Origin of the sequence: Streptomyces sp. NPDC060035 (assembly GCF_042736635.1) — a bacterium.
GTDB lineage: Bacteria > Actinomycetota > Actinomycetes > Streptomycetales > Streptomycetaceae > Streptomyces.
In genome coordinates this window covers 442424-458141 of record NZ_JBHWVO010000001.1, presented here as the reverse complement: position 1 = coordinate 458141, position 15718 = coordinate 442424, and the positions used below count along the sequence as shown (strand labels likewise).

The window sequence follows — 15718 nt, the reverse complement described above, 5'->3', positions numbered from 1 at the left end:
CGGCCGCCGACGTACCCGGTGCACGGGGCTGACGGCCGCCGACGTATCCGGTGCACGGGGCTGGCGGACACCGACGTACTCGGCGCACCGGGCTGACGGACGCCGCGTCAGGTGGACTTGCGCTCCACCAGCGTCGGATGGAAGACGACCGAGGGCGTGGGCCCGCCGGGCTTGCCGATCTGCTTCAGCAGGAGCCGCGCCATCTCGGCGGCCATCTCCTCCACCGGCTGCCGCACCGTGGTCAGCGGCGGATCGCAGGCCAGTGCCGCACTGCTGTCGTCGAAACCCACCACCGACACGTCCGACGGCACGTCCTTGCCCGCCCGCAGCAGCACGGGCAGGGCACCGAGCGCCATCAGGTCCGAGGCGATGAACACCGCGTCCAGATCCGGCCGGTCACGCAGCAGCTGCCGCATCGCCGACGCACCTCCCGCATGGGTGAAATCGCCCTCGGCGCGTGCCACATCGTGGATACCGTGCAGGGCGAGTGCGTCCAGAAAGCCCGTCAGGCGTGCCTGGCCTGCGGGCATGTCCTGCGGCCCCGCAACGGTGCCGATGTGCAGACGCCCCAGGGACGCCAGATGATCGGCGGCCAGCTGAGCCCCGGCACGCTGGTCCGCCTCGACATACGTGAGCGGGGACGGCCGCCAGGGCCTGCCCGCGAGCACGGCGGGCAGCCGGGTGTCATGGAGCAGACCGGGCAGTGGATCCTCCGCGTGCGAGGAGATCAGCACCACGCCGTCGACATGGCCCTGGCGCAGGTAGGACAGCAGCTGATTGCGCGAGACCTCGTCGTCGGCCAGCATCAGCACCATCTGGATACCCGCAGGGCGCAGCACCTCGAGCAGGCCGCTCACCACACGTCCGAAGTACGGGTCGGAGAACATCCGGCCTATGAACGGTTCGGACACCGGGCGCCGTTCCCGCTCGGAGACGACGAGGGCGATCGAGTCCGTCCGCCGGGTCACGAGCGAACGTGCCGCACGGTTGGGGACGTACCCCGTGGTGACCACGGCCTCCTCCACGACCCGTCGCAGGGCCGGGTCCACCGTGGTCGCACCGTTGATCACCCGGGAGACCGTGGCCCGGGAGACGCCCGCCACCGCGGCCACGTCCTCCAAGGTGGCGGGGCGTGCGGGCTCGGTCACGTGCTCAGTCATGCAGCCTTTATACCGGGTGGCTGTTCCGGCGGGTCCGTAAATGGGCTCGGGCACGTCAGCTGCCGTTTCCGGCCAGTGCGTCCATGACCGCCAACTGGCCTTCGCGCGCCGTCACGAGCGCCTTCGCCCGCTCCTTGGCGTCGGTTCTGCTGCCCGCCGTGATCTCCGAGCGCGAGACCTGCGCGGACTGCCGCAGATGGTCGCGGATCTGCACCACGAGGAACCGGTCGAACGGGGCGCCCTCTGCCGTGCCGGCCTGTGCGAGGTCCTCGGCCGTCACCATGCCCGGCATGTTGTGGCCCGCGTGCACATCGGTGGCGGGCAGTCCCATCCGGTCCCGCAGCCCGCGCAGCGCGGTCAGTTCGGCGTCCTGGGCGGTACGCAGACCGGTCGCCCAGGACCGCAGCTGCGGGTCGGTCGCCTTCTTCGCGGCGAGGGCCAGCAGCGAGACGGCCTGTTCGTCCATCGGGATCATCAGCTGGACCCAGGCGGAGTCCGTCGGGTCGCCGGACGGTGCGGGCGTCCCGCCGGAAGCGGGGACGGCCGAAGGCCGGGACGCCGGTTCCGGGCCGGCGGAGGCGGAACACGAGGTGAGTCCGGTGACAAGGAGCAGGGGGAGCAGGAGCGACGCTGCTGCGCCACGAGCAGCCTTCAATGGAGTGTCCTTGTGTGGGGAACCGGTCGGTCCCCGTCCGGAGGCAGTGCGGCCCAAGACGGGAACCCACCGGTCACGTGGGTGAATCGCGTCGGCCGGACCTCAGGGAGTGCCGTCGGCCCCGCACTTCACGATGGCGTTGATGCAGTCGCGTACACGCTGGGCCATCTCCGCCTCGGGCCACACATTGAAGAAGTCACCGTGCATCGTGTAGCCGCGTCCCGATGCCAGTCTGAGGCGAGCAGGGTCGCCGTTGACCGGATAGCGCAGCACCTGGCGCAGTTTGGGGACCGGGACGGGGTGGGTCGCCGGGCAGGCGCCGCCCACCGGGTAGGCCATGTGGCTCTTGTGGTCGGCCGAGTCCAGATCCCTGCCGTTCCAGCACTGCGGGAAGTCGAGGTACGACTCCAGCATCGAGCCCGCGGGGCAGTTGACGAAGTCGTGGGACGGGTTGACCTCGCCGTGGTGCAGACACGACCAGCGCGAGATCGTGTTGTCGTCGGGGCCCGTCGCCTTCGAGTTGCCCGCGACGATCCGCAGACCGCGGGGGAAGGGCTGGATCGTGCGGATGATGTCGTCCCGGACTCCCTCTCCCAGGTAGTAGAAGGTGGTGCCGGTGGGTTCCACCTCCCTGTCGGCGTCGTACAGGGTGGGAACCCAGTACGACGAGATGTCGGTTGCGGGAGCGCAGCTGGTGCCGCCCGTCTCCAGGGACGCCAGATCGGAATGGGCGTTCGTGGAGTCGTTGCCGAAGAAGCTGTGCATGTGGGAGGCACCCGGCAGATTGGGCAGCACGATCGGGTCGTCGGGAGCCCGGTGGGTGTATGGGCATTCGGCGAGGAACTCGGCCACCCGGACCACATCGGCCGGGGCCTTGGGTGCGGCACCGGCCGCCTGGTCGCCGGCGGCGTTGCCCACGTCGGCCTGGACGAAGGACAGGGCAAGAGCAGCGACTGCGAGCCCTGCGATTCTGTGGCGCCACGGGGGGAGGGATCTGCGCCCGCGGCGTTCGGTCGTGCGTCGGTTTCGGAAGAGCACGGCACTCCTGTCTGAGGAAGTGGGGTTCCTTGACCAGTTCTCTGATCACTGTAGAGAGCGCTCTCTCGCAGAACGTAAGAGTGTGGCGTAAGCATGTCAAGCGCATGCGCAGCATCATCAATTGCCTGCTCATTGAACCGATTTGAGGGTGCCGAAGATGGGAGAGCGCTCTCTCGGGAGGGGTTCGGGATGCGGGCCGCGGGGCGTTGTCAGTGGTGGGCGGCAGGATGGTGGTCATGACGACGAACTCAGCTGCTGTGCTCGCCGATGCCGCCGCCTACGCCGCCGCGGTGGAAGGGGCGACACAGGCCGCCGCCGCGTACTACGCCACAGGCGAAAGCACGCTCGACGACGACGCGTACGACCGCCTGGTGCGGGGGATCGCGGTCTACGAGCTGGAGCACCCGCAGGAGGTGCTGGACGACTCGCCGACCGGCAAGGTCGCGGGGGGCGCCGCGGTGGGCGACATACCGCACACGGCCCCCATGCTCTCCTTGGACAATGTGTTCTCCGCCGAGCAGTTCGTCACATGGACCGCGTCCGTGGAGCGGCGGATCGGCAGGCCTGTCGCGGCATGGAGCGTGGAGCCCAAGCTCGATGGTCTCGCGGTCGCCGCGCGCTATCACGAGGGCCGTCTCGACCGGCTGATCACCCGGGGCGACGGGACCGCGGGCGAGGACGTGTCGCACGCGATCGGCACGGTGCTCGGCCTCCCCGAGCAGCTCACCTCTCCTGCGACCATCGAGGTGCGCGGCGAGATCCTCATGACCAACGAGCAGTTCGAACAGGCGAACACGGTACGCACGGAGCACGGCGGCGCCCCCTTCGCCAACCCTCGCAACGGGGCGGCGGGCACACTCCGCGCCAAGGACCGCCCCTACCGCGTCGAGATGACCTTCTTCGCGTACGGGGCGCTCGCACTGCCCGACTCCGGTGAGCTGACCGTCACCCTGGCCGAGCTTCCGCACAGCGAGGTCCTGGAGCTCGTCGCCGGCCTCGGCGTGCACACAGCGGCGGACACGGCGGTGGCGCCGCGCACAGTCGGCACGGCCGGGGAGGTGCAGGCCGGGGTCGAGGACATCGCCGCGCTGCGCGCCTCTCTGCCGTTCGGGATCGACGGCATCGTCATCAAGGCGGACCTGGCGGCCGATCAGCGCGAGGCGGGTTCCGGGACGCGGGCGCCGCGCTGGGCCATCGCGTACAAGCTCCCGGCCGTCGAGAAGGTCACCCGACTTCTGGGCGTCGAGTGGAATGTCGGCAGGACCGGCATCATCGCCCCGCGCGCCGTGCTGGAGCCCGTGGAGATCGACGGATCGACCGTGGGGTACGCCACCCTGCACAATCCGGCCGACATCACCCGCCGCGATCTTCGCCTGGGCGACCAGGTGATGGTCTACAAGGCGGGCGACATCATCCCCCGTATCGAGGCGCCCGTCGCACATCTGCGGACCGGTGACGAGAAGCCGATCGAATTCCCCGAGGCCTGCCCGCAGTGCGGCTCGGAGATCGACACCAGCGAGCAGCGCTGGCGCTGCATCAGGGGACGCAACTGCCGTCTGGTCGCCTCCATTTCGTACGCGGCCGGGCGTGACCAGCTCGACATCGAGGGCCTCGGTGCCTCCCGGGTCGTTCAGCTCGTCGACGCCGGTCTCGTCACCGACTTCGCCGATCTCTTCACGCTCGGCCGGGAGCAGCTGCTCTCTCTGGAGCGGATGGGGGAGACCTCCACCGACAATCTGCTCGCAGCCATCGACACGGCGCGGGCGCGCCCGCTGTCCCGCGTCTTCTGCGCCCTCGGCGTACGCGGCACGGGGCGTTCCATGTCACGAAGGATCGCCCGCTACTTCGCGACGATGGACCGGATCGTCGCCGCCGACGCGGAGACGCTGCAGCAGGTCGACGGCATCGGCAAGGAGAAGGCAACGGGCGTGGTCACCGAGCTGGTGGAGCTGGCTCCGCTGATCGGCAAGCTGGTGGCCGCCGGGGTCAACATGACGGAGCCCGGTGCGACCCCGCCGCCGGAGCCCGGGGCCGCGCAGGAGGACCCGCAGGAGGACGGTGAGGCGATCGACGGGTCGGTGACCGGGCTGCCTCTCCACGGCATGACCGTCGTGGTCACCGGCACCATGACAGGGCCTCTGGGAGAGCTCTCGCGCAATCAGATGAACGAGCTGATCGAGCGGGCCGGAGGGAAGTCCTCGTCCAGTGTCTCCAAGCGCACGAGTCTGCTGGTCGCGGGGGAGAAGGCCGGATCGAAGCGGACCAAGGCCGAGGACCTGGGCATCGAAATCGCCGCGCCGGACGAGTTCGCGGAGCTGATCGCGTCGTTCCTGAGCCCGGAGGTGTGAGAGGGGATCGAGAGGCCGCGTCCCTTGGAATCGGTGAGGGAGTAGCGTTCCTCATCCCGTTATTGCATAGTGAGGGTTCGGTCATGCCTCGCTATCAGCGGGTCATGGGTGGTGAACGGCTGCACTGACAGGCCGGGGGTGAGGGGCGATGCGTTCTTTGCGCGACGGAGGGCGGCACAGGCGTCCCGTCCACCGGTGGCCCGGCGGCCGTACCGCTGTGGCGGACCACGTCGGGGCGACCCGGGGGCTGGCCATCGACCTCGGCAGCTCCGGAGCCCGTGCCTGGATTCCCGGCCAGGGCCTCGTCGTCGGCCCCGCGCCGCAGGAAGGCTCCGGCCGTCCGGTCCGGCGGGGACGCATCGTCGACGCGGAGTCCTGCGGCAGACTCCTCGGACACCTTGCCGATGCGGCGCTGGGCGCCGACCGCAGCGGCACCGTGATCGTCCTCAGCCATCCGGTCCTCGCCGGAGCCGAGCACCGGTCCCTGGCCAGGGACCTCCTCACGGCCCTCGGCCCGTCCGGTGTCGTGGTCCTCAGCAGCGCAAGAGCCGCCGCCGCGTACGCCGGACCGCAGGGCGGCGGTCCGCTGCTCGTCGTCGACATGGGCTCCGAGATCACCGAAGTCACCCTGCTCGTCGACGGGAGGGTCGCCGACGCCCGACAGGCCGACACCGGGCTCATCGACCTGGAGCCCACGGCTCCTCCCACAGAGCTCGTCCTGACCGTGCTCGACATGGTCATGTCGATGTGGCGACAGGACAAGCACGGAGCGGTGCGCGGCGCGCTGCGCAGGGGCCCCGTGCTCGCCGGAGGCGGTGCGCTGCGCAGTGACGTCACCGACAGGATCGCGGTGCGCCTCGGCGTACCCGTGCGCCTGGCCGATGACCCCTCGACCACGGTCGTCCGGGGCGCGGGACTCATCCTCGACTCCGTCCTGCGTCACCCCGGTACGGGTGCGGTGGCCGCCCTCCCCGGCCGACCGAGGTGAGCCCCCTCCCGGGGGCACCCCAGGGGAACGCGCCTCCGAGGAGGCGGCCGGACGCACCGGCGCACCGGGCACGGCATGCCCTGGCCGCACTCCTTCTTGCCGTCCTCGCACTCGTCGCGGGCGCGCCGGCCGCAGCCGGAGCGGCGCCGCCCCTCGGTGTGCTCGCCGGCCAGGCACCGGTCACCGCGAAGGCGCCCGGAGCGCACCCGCCCTCCCCTCACACCGACCGGACCGCGCGCCAGGGAACAACCCACGACACCCGCCGTGTCCGTGCGGCCGCAGCCGCGTCCCTTTCCCCGGGCAGCATTCCGTCCGGCAACTCCGGCAACTCCGGCGACCTCACGTCCGTGTCCGGACGGGCCGAGGGAGCCCACGGGCCCGGCTTCGACGCGGCAGCCGCGCACGGGCCGTGGACCGAGGCCCTGCCCCGGCCCGGGCCATGGGCAGGCGCCGACCGCCCGCACACCCCGCACCACTTTCCTCCGCCGGACCACGGAGCACTGCAGCCGTGCGCGACCGGCCTGCCCGGACTCCGCAGCGCTCCGCGAGCGGCTGCCGGGGCCGGCCTCTTCGTACCCGACCGTGGCCGGACGGCGCTGCCCGACGTGCGGGGTCCTCCCGGAGCGACGGCCGGTCAGCCGGTCCTTCACCGGTCCTGTTCGACAGACCTGTCGTCCGGTCCTCTCTGAGAGACGGGCGGACGACGCCCCTCGGAGGATTCCCATGACTCGCGCCACCACGGTGCGAGCAGTTCTGGCTGCCGCCGTTCTGCTCGTCTCCGTGCTCATCACGCTGACCATGTCACCCAGACTCGGACTCGACCTTCAGGGCGGCACCCGGATGGTGCTGCAGGCCAAGGACTCGGACACCGCGAAGGCGGACCGGGAGAGCACCGAACGCACCCTGGAGGTGCTCCGCAAGCGCATCGACTCCCTCGGTGTCGCCGAACCGGCCCTGACGCGTTCGGGCGAGGACCGGATCATCGTCGAACTGCCCGACGTCCAGGACCCGCGCCAGGCCGCCGAAGTCATCGGCAGAACCGCCCAGCTGAGCTTCCACGCAGTTCAGGGCATCGGAACCGAGCAGAAAAACGCGACGCGGACGGGGCTGACGCTGCCCGACGAACAGGGCACCCTCCTCGCCCTCGGCCCGGTGCAGCTCTCCGGCGCCGGAGTGAAGGACGCCACCGCGACCTTCGACGCCCAGCAGGGCACGGGCTGGTCCGTCTCGCTCGACTTCCACAAGGAAGCGGGCAGGAAGTGGACCGGGCTGACCGGGGAGGCAGCCTGCAACCCGGTCCAGGACGAACGGCGCAGGGTTGCGATCGTCCTCGACGGGAAGGTCATCTCATCGCCCCAGGTCGATCCGTCGATCGGCTGCAAGATCGGACTGCCCTCCGGATCCACTCAGATCACGGGCTCCTTCAGCGCCGACGAGGCACGTGATCTCGCCCTCCTCATCAAGGGGGGCGCGCTTCCCGTCCCCGTGGAGATCGCCGAGCAGCGGACCGTGGGCCCGACGCTCGGGGCCGCAGCCATCGACGCCAGCGCCCAGGCTGCGCTCATCGGCGCAGCGGCCACCGCACTCTTCATCACCTTCATGTACCGGCTCTTCGGCGCTCTCGCCGCCCTCGCTCTCGCCGCCTACGGTGTGATCTCCTACGCCGCTCTCGTCGCCCTCGGCGTCACCCTGACCCTGCCGGGGCTCGCCGGATTCGTCCTCGCCATCGGGATGGCGGTCGATGCGAACGTCCTTGTCTTCGAGCGGGCCCGTGAGGAGTGCGCGGCCCGCCCGAACCGCTCGCTGCGATCGGCGCTGACCGCGGGATTCCGGAATGCTTTCAGTGCCGTCGCCGACTCCAACGTCACCACCCTCATCGCGGCGGGCCTGCTCTTCTTCCTGGGGTCGGGGCCGGTCAAGGGCTTCGGTGTCACGCTCGCGATCGGCGTTCTCGCCTCGATGTTCTCGGCGCTCGTCATCGCCCGCGCGCTCACCGAGACGGCGGCGGGTTCCCGGTTCGTCAGCGACTACCGGAACATCAACGGCATCGCACGGCCCGGCCGTGTACGCACCTGGCTGAACGAGCGCGACCCCCAGCTGTTCCGGTCGCCGCGCCGCTGGCTGCTGGTCTCCACCGCGCTGGTCGCCGTCTCCGTGCTCGGCATCGTCGTCCGCGGTGTCGATCTCGGCGTCGAATTCACCGGAGGCCGGCTCGTCGAGTACTCCACCAGCCGCACCGTCGATGTGGAGACCGCCCGCACCACCCTTGCCGCCGCCGGGTTCGGCGACGCCGAGGTCACCACCGCGGGCGAGGGCGATCTCTCCGTACGTACCGGAAAGCTCGACAACGACGGCGAACACGCTCTGCGGACGGCGCTGGCCGCCGAGGGCGGCGAGACCACCAAGGTGCGCGACGAGCTCATCGGTCCCAGCCTCGGTGACGAACTCCGCCGCAACGCGCTGATCGCCCTGGCCGTCGCCGTGTTCGTCCAACTCGCCTATCTCGCAGCCCGGTTCCGCTGGACGTTCGCCGTGACTTCGGTCGGGGCGCTGGTGCACGACGTCATCATTCTCGTCGGCGCCTTCGCCTGGCTCGGCCGTCCCGTCGACGGAATCTTCCTGGCCGCCCTGCTCACCGTGATCGGCTACTCCGTCAACGACTCGGTGGTGGTCTTCGACCGGGTACGGGAACTGTGGGCCAAGAGCCCGCGTACACCGGTCGCCGACATCGCCAACCGGGCCGTTGTGCAGACGGTCCCACGAACCGTCAACACGGGTATGGGCGCCTTGTTCATCCTGATCGCCCTCGCCGTACTGGGCGGTGACTCGCTCGCGGACTTCGCCCTCGCTCTCCTGATCGGCATCTGCGTGGGCACGTACTCCTCGGTGCTCACCGCCGTACCCGGGGCGCTCATGCTGGAGAAGAGCAGCAAGGCTCCGCCACCGGCCCGGAAGCGTGCCACCGGCCGCAGAAAGGGAACCGGACAGGCGCGCCGGGATCCGCGCGACACCGGGGCACGCGTGTAGCGCCGCTCGCCGGACGGGTGGATTCGGGCCCGTCCGGCGCGTGCGGACAAAACGGCCTCCGGGCTGCGGCACACTCCGATCACATCCAGCGATCGGTGTGTGCCGCCCATGTCCGTCGTCCTGCGTGAGGCCTGGGCCACCCTCGTACCCGACACGACCGGCCGGCACGGTCCCCTGCCGCCGCTGATGCTGGCTCTGACCGTGCTCACCGGGCTGGTCGACGCATTCAGCTATCTGCTGCTGGGCAAGGTCTTCGTCGCCAACATGACCGGCAACGTGGTCTTCTGCGGCTTCGGCGCCGCCGGTGCCCCTGGGTTCTCGCTGGTCGCCTCGGCGGTGGCACTGGGCGCGTTCGCTGCGGGTGCGCTGGCCGGCGGGATCGTCGTGCACCGGGCCCGTGCTCACCGGGGCCGGCAGCTCCAGCACGCGCTCCTTGCCGAGACCACCTGCGTGGCGGCCGCCATGGCCGTCACACTGGCCTCGGGCGAGCCGTACACCGGCGCCGCCCGCTTCACGCTCATCGCGCTGCTCGGCCTCGGCCTCGGTGTCCAGAACGCCGCCTCCCGCGCGCTCGCGGTCCCCGACCTCACCACCACCGTGCTGACCCTCACCATCACCGGGGTCGTCGCCGACAGCCGGCTCGCCGGAGGGCCGGGTCGCCGTGCCGGGCGCCGGATCCTCTCGGTCGCCGCCATGCTGGCCGGCGGCCTTGCCGGGGCGCTGGCCGTGCTGAACGGGCATCCGACGCTGCCGTTGCTGATCGCCGTGCTGTTCCTGGTCTTCGCGAGCACGGCCGCGATCCGGTTCGCCCGCAGCGGTGCCCCTTGGACCCGCCCGCTCGTCACGGCGTGAGCGCGTGCAGATACGCGGCGGTGGCCCGGTCGGCGGGCAGGAACGTTTCGATGGCCAGCTCGGCCACGGTGACGTCCATCGGTGTGTTGAACGTCGCGATGGACGAGAGGAACGACAGCACCTGCCCGCCGTGAGCGATCCGCAGCGGCAGCGCGAGCGACGGCACGCCCGTGGACGCCGCCGTCCCCGCCGCCGCCCGGTCCTCCGGCGGCCCGGGCAGAGGATAGGCCGCGACCTCGTCGTACAGGGCGCGGAGCTCAGCGGAACGGGCCAGGGCGATCTGACGCCCCATCTGGGCCAGCAGATCGGCTCGCCACTCCGGCAGATTCAGGATGCGCGGGGCCAGACCGTCCGGGTGCAGTGTGAGCCGCATGGCGTTGATCGGCGGGGCGAGCAGATGCTCCGACACGCCTTCGAGCAGCAGCTGGATCCCCCGGTTCGCCGCCACCACCGTGTACGTCGCGTCGAGGACGAGGGCCGGATAGGGGTCGTAGCCCTCGAGCAGCCGGTCCATGGCCTCGCGCAGTACCCCCATCGTCGGGTCGTCGAGTGCGGTCTGTGCGAAGCGGGGCGCGTAACCGCCCACCACCAGCAGCGCGTTGCGTTCCCTGACCGGAATGTCGAGATGCTCGGCCAGCCGCAGGATCATCTCCTCGCTGGGGCGTGAGCGTCCCGTCTCGATGAACGAGATGTGCCGGGCCGAGGAGTCCGCACGCAGGGCCAGCTCCAGCTGGCTGATCCGCCGCTGCTCCCGCCAACCGCGCAGCAGTGGTCCTACCCCCGTGTCACGCGCGACAGTTGTCATATCCAGACCGTAACGTCACGGGCACTGTTGATCGCACCGATCCCGGTAGGAGCCGCCGCATGCCTGCTGAACCACTGTCCCGGCCCGATATCGAGGCCGGTCTGCGTGACCTGCCCGGCTGGGAACTGGAGGGGGACAGGATCACCCGTACCTACCGGCTGCCGTCCCACTTCGCCGCCGCCGGGCTGACCGTCCATGTCGCCCGGATCCAGGACGAGCTCAACCACCACTCGGATCTGACACTGGGTTACAACACCGTGCGCCTGTCCGTGAACTCGCATGACGCGGGCGGTGCGGTCACGCAGAAGGACCTGACGCTGGCCGGCCGGGTGGAGGCGGTGGCTCCGGGGCACGGCGCGAAGTAGCAGCCTCCCAGGGCGTCGGGCCGAAGCGCGGATGGGCGGCGAGCCGGCGGGTGGGACTGTCGCTCCGCCGTCCGCCTCCGCGTACGCAGCGGGTGTGCCCACTCACCGCACCGGCCGCTCCGGAACGACAGCCGCCCGGGTGGGACTGCATGGGTCGGCGATGTCCCTCGCGATGGGCAATGACGAAACTCCAGCTCCGTGAGCGCGCGTCATGTCCGATGCCACTCACCGGTCATGCGTCCGGCGCCCAAAGTGCTGTGTGCGCCCTAGAGTCGTCCCCGTGCTGGACTACAACGCCGAAGCCGCCGACTACGACGACACCCGGGGTGGGGTGCCCCGCGCCGAAGCCGCCGCCCGCGCCGTACTCGGTCTGGTGCCGTCGTCCGCCCGCACGCTGGTGGACATCGGCTGCGGTACGGGACTGGTCGCCGAGCGGATCGCCCTCGGCCGCCCCGCACTGCGGGTGTTCGGCGCCGATGCCTCGTACGGCATGGTGCGGCTGGCCCGGCAGCGGATCGGAGCGGTCGTCCTCGCCGACGCACGGAGGCTGCCGCTGGCCGGTGCGTCGGCCGACGCCGTCAGCGCGGTCTGGCTGCTGCACCTGCTGCGCGGTGACGGCGAGGTGCGGGCGGTGGTGGCCGAGGCCGCGCGAGTACTGCGGCCGGGCGGGGTGTTCGTCGCGACGGTCGACAAGGACGCGGGGCACCACGTGGGAAGCGACATCGACGCGGTGCTCGCCCCGTATGTCGGCCCGCAGCCTTCCGACTCCGCGGACCTGGTCACCGGATACGCGGACTCCCACGGCCTGGAGCCGATGGGCCGGGCCGGGTTCGCCGGCCACGGTCAGGGCCGCACGCCCCGGCGCGCGGCGCGCGCCGTGCTGCGGGGCGACTACGCCGCACGCCTGGCGCTGCCCGGGACGGCGGCGGAGCGGCTCTCGGCGGAACTCGACGCGCTGCCCGACCCCGACCGGCAGCGCCCGGACCCCGCCTACCGGCTGCTCGCCTTCCGCAGACGGGGCTGAGCCGCCCCGCCCGCGCCGCGCGCCGGAGGAGGGGCCGCCCAGCAGCGGAAGAAGCCTCAGCCGTGCCAGGCGCCGTCCTCCGCGGCCTCCCGGGCGAACACGGAGAAGTCCTTCGCCTCCCTGCCCAGGGCTCGCTTCACACCGTCCGTCGTCATGGCGTTGTGCCCGTCCATCAGCATCGTGAACAGCCCTGCGAGGAACCCTGCTTCGGCCACCGGCATGCCGAACTGCTCCAGTGCCGCTGCGTACTGGGGTCCGGTCACCGGTACGTACCGCACGTCGCGCCCCGAGGCACGGGTGAGTTCGCCCGCCACCTCGTCGAAGGTCAGCAGCCTCGGTCCCGTCAGTTCATGGACCACGCCCGTGGGAGCGTCACCGGCGAGTACGGCCACGACCAGATCGGCCAGGTCGTCCGCGTCCACGAACGGCTCGGCGGTCGAACCCGCGGGGAAGACGAGCTCTCCGGTCAGCACACCGTCGAGCAGGGCGCCCTCGCTGAAGTTCTGCGTGAAGAACGCCGACCGCACGACGGTGAGTTCCGCGTCCGGAGCCGCTTCCCGCAGCGCCTCCTCCGCGATCACCGCCTGCGGCTCGCCACGCCCCGAGAGCAGCACCAGCCTCCGTACACCGCTCCGCGCGGCGGCCTGCCCGAAGGCAGCCATCGCCTCCGGCGCGCCGGGTGCCGCCAGATCGGGGTAGTACGCGACGTACGCCGCGTCCGCGCCCCGCAGAGCGGGCTCCCAGCCCCGCTCGTCCTCCCAGTCGAAGGGGACGTCGCCCCCGCGCGAGCCCGCCCGGACCCGTACTCCGAGGGCGTCGAGCCGCTCCACCACACGACGGCCGGTCTTGCCCGTGCCGCTGGTCACCAGCACCGTTTCCCGCTTCTGGTTCTCCGTGTTCGTTGTCATGACCCAAGCCTCGCCGGGACGCCGGGAGCGGAACATCCTCCACAGACTCATCTCCATACGTGTGCGTCCAAGGACGCCATACGTGTGCGTCCAAGGACGCCATACGCGTGCGTCCAAGGAGGTCATAGGCTGGCGGGCATGGATGCACTCGCCGGGCTGCTGGACGGACCGCGGGCCAGAGGTGCCTTTCTGCTCCGGATGGTGATGAGGCCGCCCTGGTCGGTCCGTATCGAGGACCGTGCCCCGCTCTGCCTGATGTCCGTGACCCGGGGTGAAGCGTGGGTCGTCCCGGCCGGCGGCGCCGGCCCCACCCTGCTGCGCCCCGGAGACATCGCCATCGCACGCGGCCCGGACCCCTACACCGTTGCGAACGCGCCCGGCACGGTCCCGCACGCGCGCGTCGGGCCCGGCGGCATCTGCACCACGCTGCACGGGGAGCCGCTCTCGGAGTCGATGCAGCTGGGCGTACGGTCCTGGGGCAATGCCCCCGACGGTGCGACCACCGTGCTCGTCGGCACGTATCTGCTCGACGGCGAGATCAGCCGCCGCCTGCTGGACGCGCTGCCACCGCTGCTCAGCCTTCCCTCCGACGGCAGAAGCGGCCCTCTGCTGCAGCTGCTCGACGGCGAGATCTCCCGGGACGAACCCGCGCAGAGCGTGGTCCTGGACCGCCTCCTGGACCTGCTGCTGATCGCGGTGCTCCGTACCTGGTTCGCCCGGCCCGGTGCCGCAGCGCCGGCCTGGTACCGGGCGATGGGGGACCCGGTCGTCGGACAGGCCCTGAGGTTCCTCCACAACGGCCCGGCACACCCGTGGACGGTCGCCTCGCTCGCCGCCAGGACCGGCGTCTCCCGGGCCGGACTCGCCCGGAGGTTCACCGAACTCGTGGGAGAGCCCCCGATGGCCTATCTGACCGGCTGGCGCATCGCCCTGGCCGCCGATCTGCTGCGCGAGACGGATGCCACGGTGGAGGCGGTCGCGCGCAAGGTCGGTTACAGCAGCTCCTTTGCGTTCAGCGCCGCCTTCAAGCGCGTGCGGGGCCTCAGTCCTCAGGAGCACCGCAACGGAAAACAGACTTGCTGAAACGGCAAGAGAACTGGCCCTGGATGTCCTTCGAGGAGAAGGTGGGCCCATGAGCAAGCACACCGTGCACGGCCACGGTCATACCCATGCCCATGCCCACGGCACCGATGACTTCGACTGGGACGTCGTGGGTCCGTGGCTGGAGGAGGAGGCCGAACTCAGCAGTACGCAGTACGAGGCAGCCGCCCGCTGGATCGCGGCTCTCCCCGAGGCCCCGCAGGTGCGCAGGGTCCTCGACATCGGCAGCGGACCCGGTGTGATCAGCTGTCTGCTCGCCGAGGTGTTCCCCGGGGCCGAGGTCGTCGCCGTCGACGGCACTCCGGCCCTCCTGGAGCGCACCCGGGCCCGCGCGGCACGGCACGGCGTGGGTGAGCGGGTGCGGACCGTGCACGCGGAGCTTCCGAAGGACCTGGGGAAGCTGGACGAGGCCGATCTGATCTGGGCGGGCAATGCCCTGCATCACATCGGCGACCAGCGCGGCCTCCTCGCGGGCTTCGCCGGACTGTTGCGCCCCGGTGGCACCGTCGCCCTGCTCGAAGGAGGGCTGGCCGCCCGTCAGCTCCCGCGTGACATCGGCTTCGGAAGGCCTGGGCTCGAGGCAAGGCTCGAGGCGATCTCCGCGGACCGGTTCGAGGAGATGCGGGCGGGGCTGCCGGACGCCACACGGGAGATCGAGGACTGGAGCGCCCTCTTCGCGGCCGTGGGCCTGGAGCCGCAGGGCACCCGCAGCTTCCTGCTCGATCTGCCCGCCCCGATCAGCGGCATCGCCCGCGACCGTGCCGTCGTCGAATTCGCCCGCAAACGCGAGGCGTTCGCCGACCGGCTCACGGCCGAGGACGCGTCGGCGCTCGACCGGCTGCTCGACCCCGGTGACCCTGTGGGGCTGAGGCTGCGTTCGGACCTCTTCCTGCTCTCCGCGCGCACCGTTCACCTGGCCCGGCGGGAGCCCCGCACGGCAGGTTGACGTCCCGGCTCAGGACTCCGGCACGGGCTCCAGTCGCCACCACTGACCGGGGGAGTCGCTGTCCTCCCACTGCTGGACGTTGGCCCCGTCGTCGGTGGCGCCGTCGGCGACCTCAAGGACGCGGCCGCTGACGAAACTGACCAGCGTCACGGTGCCCGGTGCCTCCAGGTGCTGTTCGATGAGCCATTCCTGGGCACCGAAGTTGTTCGCCTTCCACTGCTGGACGTTCGCGCCGTTCTCCGTGGAGGCGCCCGCGACATCCAGCCGCTTGCCACTGTGCACGTTGACCAGGTGATACAGGGCGGCGCCCTCGTGCACGGGGTCGAGTCGCCAGTGCTGGGACGCGGATTGGTTCTCCTTGCCCTGCTGGACGTTGGCGCCGCTGCCCGTGGCCCCGCCGTACACCTCGAGCAGCAGTCCGCTGCCCACGTTCCGCAGGCGGTAGACGCCCGCCTCGACGACGGGCGCGGTCTCCCCGCTCATGGTCCGTTCCCTTTCGGT

Annotated in this window: 14 protein-coding genes; 8 read left to right on the top strand and 6 right to left on the bottom strand. The window is 71.1% G+C overall.

From position 1 onward, the window contains the following. Positions 1 to 107: 107 nt before the first annotated feature. The 3 genes from ACFWBQ_RS02070 to ACFWBQ_RS02060 all read right to left on the bottom strand — a co-directional run bounded on the left by ACFWBQ_RS02070 (position 108) and on the right by ACFWBQ_RS02060 (position 2853). Positions 108 to 1160, bottom strand: a complete 1053-nt coding sequence (locus ACFWBQ_RS02070; protein ID WP_385482914.1) for a LacI family DNA-binding transcriptional regulator — start codon at positions 1158 to 1160, stop codon at positions 108 to 110. Between the two features lie 55 nt (positions 1161 to 1215). Beyond that, positions 1216 to 1815, bottom strand: coding sequence for a DUF305 domain-containing protein (locus ACFWBQ_RS02065; RefSeq protein WP_385482913.1), 600 nt, complete (start codon positions 1813 to 1815; stop codon positions 1216 to 1218). A gap of 102 nt (positions 1816 to 1917) precedes the next feature. Further along, positions 1918 to 2853, bottom strand: coding sequence for a DUF1996 domain-containing protein (locus tag ACFWBQ_RS02060; protein WP_385482912.1), 936 nt, complete (start codon positions 2851 to 2853; stop codon positions 1918 to 1920). A gap of 236 nt (positions 2854 to 3089) precedes the next feature. Between ACFWBQ_RS02060 and ligA the strand changes: the two genes are divergently transcribed. The 4 genes from ligA to ACFWBQ_RS02040 all read left to right on the top strand — a co-directional run bounded on the left by ligA (position 3090) and on the right by ACFWBQ_RS02040 (position 10068). After that, positions 3090 to 5201, top strand: a complete 2112-nt coding sequence (ligA, locus tag ACFWBQ_RS02055; RefSeq protein ID WP_385482910.1) for an NAD-dependent DNA ligase LigA — start codon at positions 3090 to 3092, stop codon at positions 5199 to 5201. 148 nt (positions 5202 to 5349) lie between these two features. After that, positions 5350 to 6189, top strand: coding sequence for a rod shape-determining protein (locus ACFWBQ_RS02050; RefSeq protein ID WP_385482908.1), 840 nt, complete (start codon positions 5350 to 5352; stop codon positions 6187 to 6189). Between the two features lie 723 nt (positions 6190 to 6912). Beyond that, the gene (secD, locus tag ACFWBQ_RS02045; protein ID WP_385482906.1) at positions 6913 to 9216 is read left to right on the top strand and encodes a protein translocase subunit SecD; all 2304 of its coding nucleotides are present in this window, start codon (positions 6913 to 6915) and stop codon (positions 9214 to 9216) included. 108 nt (positions 9217 to 9324) lie between these two features. Continuing rightward, on the top strand, positions 9325 to 10068 hold the full coding sequence (locus ACFWBQ_RS02040; protein ID WP_385482905.1) for a YoaK family protein: 744 nt from the start codon (positions 9325 to 9327) through the stop codon (positions 10066 to 10068). On the opposite strand, the gene ACFWBQ_RS02035 is transcribed toward ACFWBQ_RS02040, so the two are convergent. Further along, positions 10058 to 10873 (bottom strand): helix-turn-helix domain-containing protein, encoded by an 816-nt coding sequence (locus tag ACFWBQ_RS02035; protein WP_385482903.1) that lies wholly within the window; start codon positions 10871 to 10873, stop codon positions 10058 to 10060. The two genes, ACFWBQ_RS02040 and ACFWBQ_RS02035, sit on opposite strands and share 11 nt — an antisense overlap. A gap of 59 nt (positions 10874 to 10932) precedes the next feature. On the opposite strand from ACFWBQ_RS02035, the gene ACFWBQ_RS02030 reads away from it, so the two are divergent. Next, the gene (locus tag ACFWBQ_RS02030) at positions 10933 to 11238 is read left to right on the top strand and encodes a 4a-hydroxytetrahydrobiopterin dehydratase (protein WP_385482901.1); all 306 of its coding nucleotides are present in this window, start codon (positions 10933 to 10935) and stop codon (positions 11236 to 11238) included. 280 nt (positions 11239 to 11518) lie between these two features. After that, entirely contained in the window at positions 11519 to 12262 is a 744-nt protein-coding gene (locus tag ACFWBQ_RS02025) for a methyltransferase domain-containing protein (protein ID WP_385482899.1), read from the top strand. A 56-nt stretch (positions 12263 to 12318) separates the two neighbouring features. On the opposite strand, the gene ACFWBQ_RS02020 is transcribed toward ACFWBQ_RS02025, so the two are convergent. Then, entirely contained in the window at positions 12319 to 13170 is an 852-nt protein-coding gene (locus ACFWBQ_RS02020; RefSeq protein ID WP_385482897.1) for an NmrA family transcriptional regulator, read from the bottom strand. 138 nt (positions 13171 to 13308) lie between these two features. Between ACFWBQ_RS02020 and ACFWBQ_RS02015 the strand changes: the two genes are divergently transcribed. Together ACFWBQ_RS02015 and ACFWBQ_RS02010 are read left to right on the top strand one after the other, a co-directional pair. Beyond that, on the top strand, positions 13309 to 14253 hold the full coding sequence (locus ACFWBQ_RS02015) for a cupin domain-containing protein (RefSeq protein ID WP_385482896.1): 945 nt from the start codon (positions 13309 to 13311) through the stop codon (positions 14251 to 14253). A 49-nt stretch (positions 14254 to 14302) separates the two neighbouring features. After that, the gene (locus tag ACFWBQ_RS02010) at positions 14303 to 15217 is read left to right on the top strand and encodes a class I SAM-dependent methyltransferase (RefSeq protein WP_385482894.1); all 915 of its coding nucleotides are present in this window, start codon (positions 14303 to 14305) and stop codon (positions 15215 to 15217) included. A gap of 9 nt (positions 15218 to 15226) precedes the next feature. Here the strand turns inward: ACFWBQ_RS02010 and ACFWBQ_RS02005 are convergent, their stop codons facing one another. Next, entirely contained in the window at positions 15227 to 15700 is a 474-nt protein-coding gene (locus ACFWBQ_RS02005) for an RICIN domain-containing protein (RefSeq protein ID WP_385482892.1), read from the bottom strand. Positions 15701 to 15718: the final 18 nt, after the last annotated feature.

Excerpts from the sequence above, each read along its gene's own strand:
- ACFWBQ_RS02070 (WP_385482914.1), bottom strand. The coding sequence starts at position 1,160 with ATGACTGAGCACGTGACCGAGCCCGCACGCCCCGCCACCTTGGAGGAC.
- ligA (WP_385482910.1), top strand. The coding sequence starts at position 3,090 with ATGACGACGAACTCAGCTGCTGTGCTCGCCGATGCCGCCGCCTACGCC.
- ACFWBQ_RS02050 (WP_385482908.1), top strand. The coding sequence starts at position 5,350 with ATGCGTTCTTTGCGCGACGGAGGGCGGCACAGGCGTCCCGTCCACCGG.
- secD (WP_385482906.1), top strand. The coding sequence starts at position 6,913 with ATGACTCGCGCCACCACGGTGCGAGCAGTTCTGGCTGCCGCCGTTCTG.
- ACFWBQ_RS02040 (WP_385482905.1), top strand. The coding sequence starts at position 9,325 with ATGTCCGTCGTCCTGCGTGAGGCCTGGGCCACCCTCGTACCCGACACG.
- ACFWBQ_RS02035 (WP_385482903.1), bottom strand. The coding sequence starts at position 10,873 with ATGACAACTGTCGCGCGTGACACGGGGGTAGGACCACTGCTGCGCGGT.
- ACFWBQ_RS02030 (WP_385482901.1), top strand. The coding sequence starts at position 10,933 with ATGCCTGCTGAACCACTGTCCCGGCCCGATATCGAGGCCGGTCTGCGT.
- ACFWBQ_RS02020 (WP_385482897.1), bottom strand. The coding sequence starts at position 13,170 with ATGACAACGAACACGGAGAACCAGAAGCGGGAAACGGTGCTGGTGACC.
- ACFWBQ_RS02015 (WP_385482896.1), top strand. The coding sequence starts at position 13,309 with ATGGATGCACTCGCCGGGCTGCTGGACGGACCGCGGGCCAGAGGTGCC.
- ACFWBQ_RS02010 (WP_385482894.1), top strand. The coding sequence starts at position 14,303 with ATGAGCAAGCACACCGTGCACGGCCACGGTCATACCCATGCCCATGCC.
- ACFWBQ_RS02005 (WP_385482892.1), bottom strand. The coding sequence starts at position 15,700 with ATGAGCGGGGAGACCGCGCCCGTCGTCGAGGCGGGCGTCTACCGCCTG.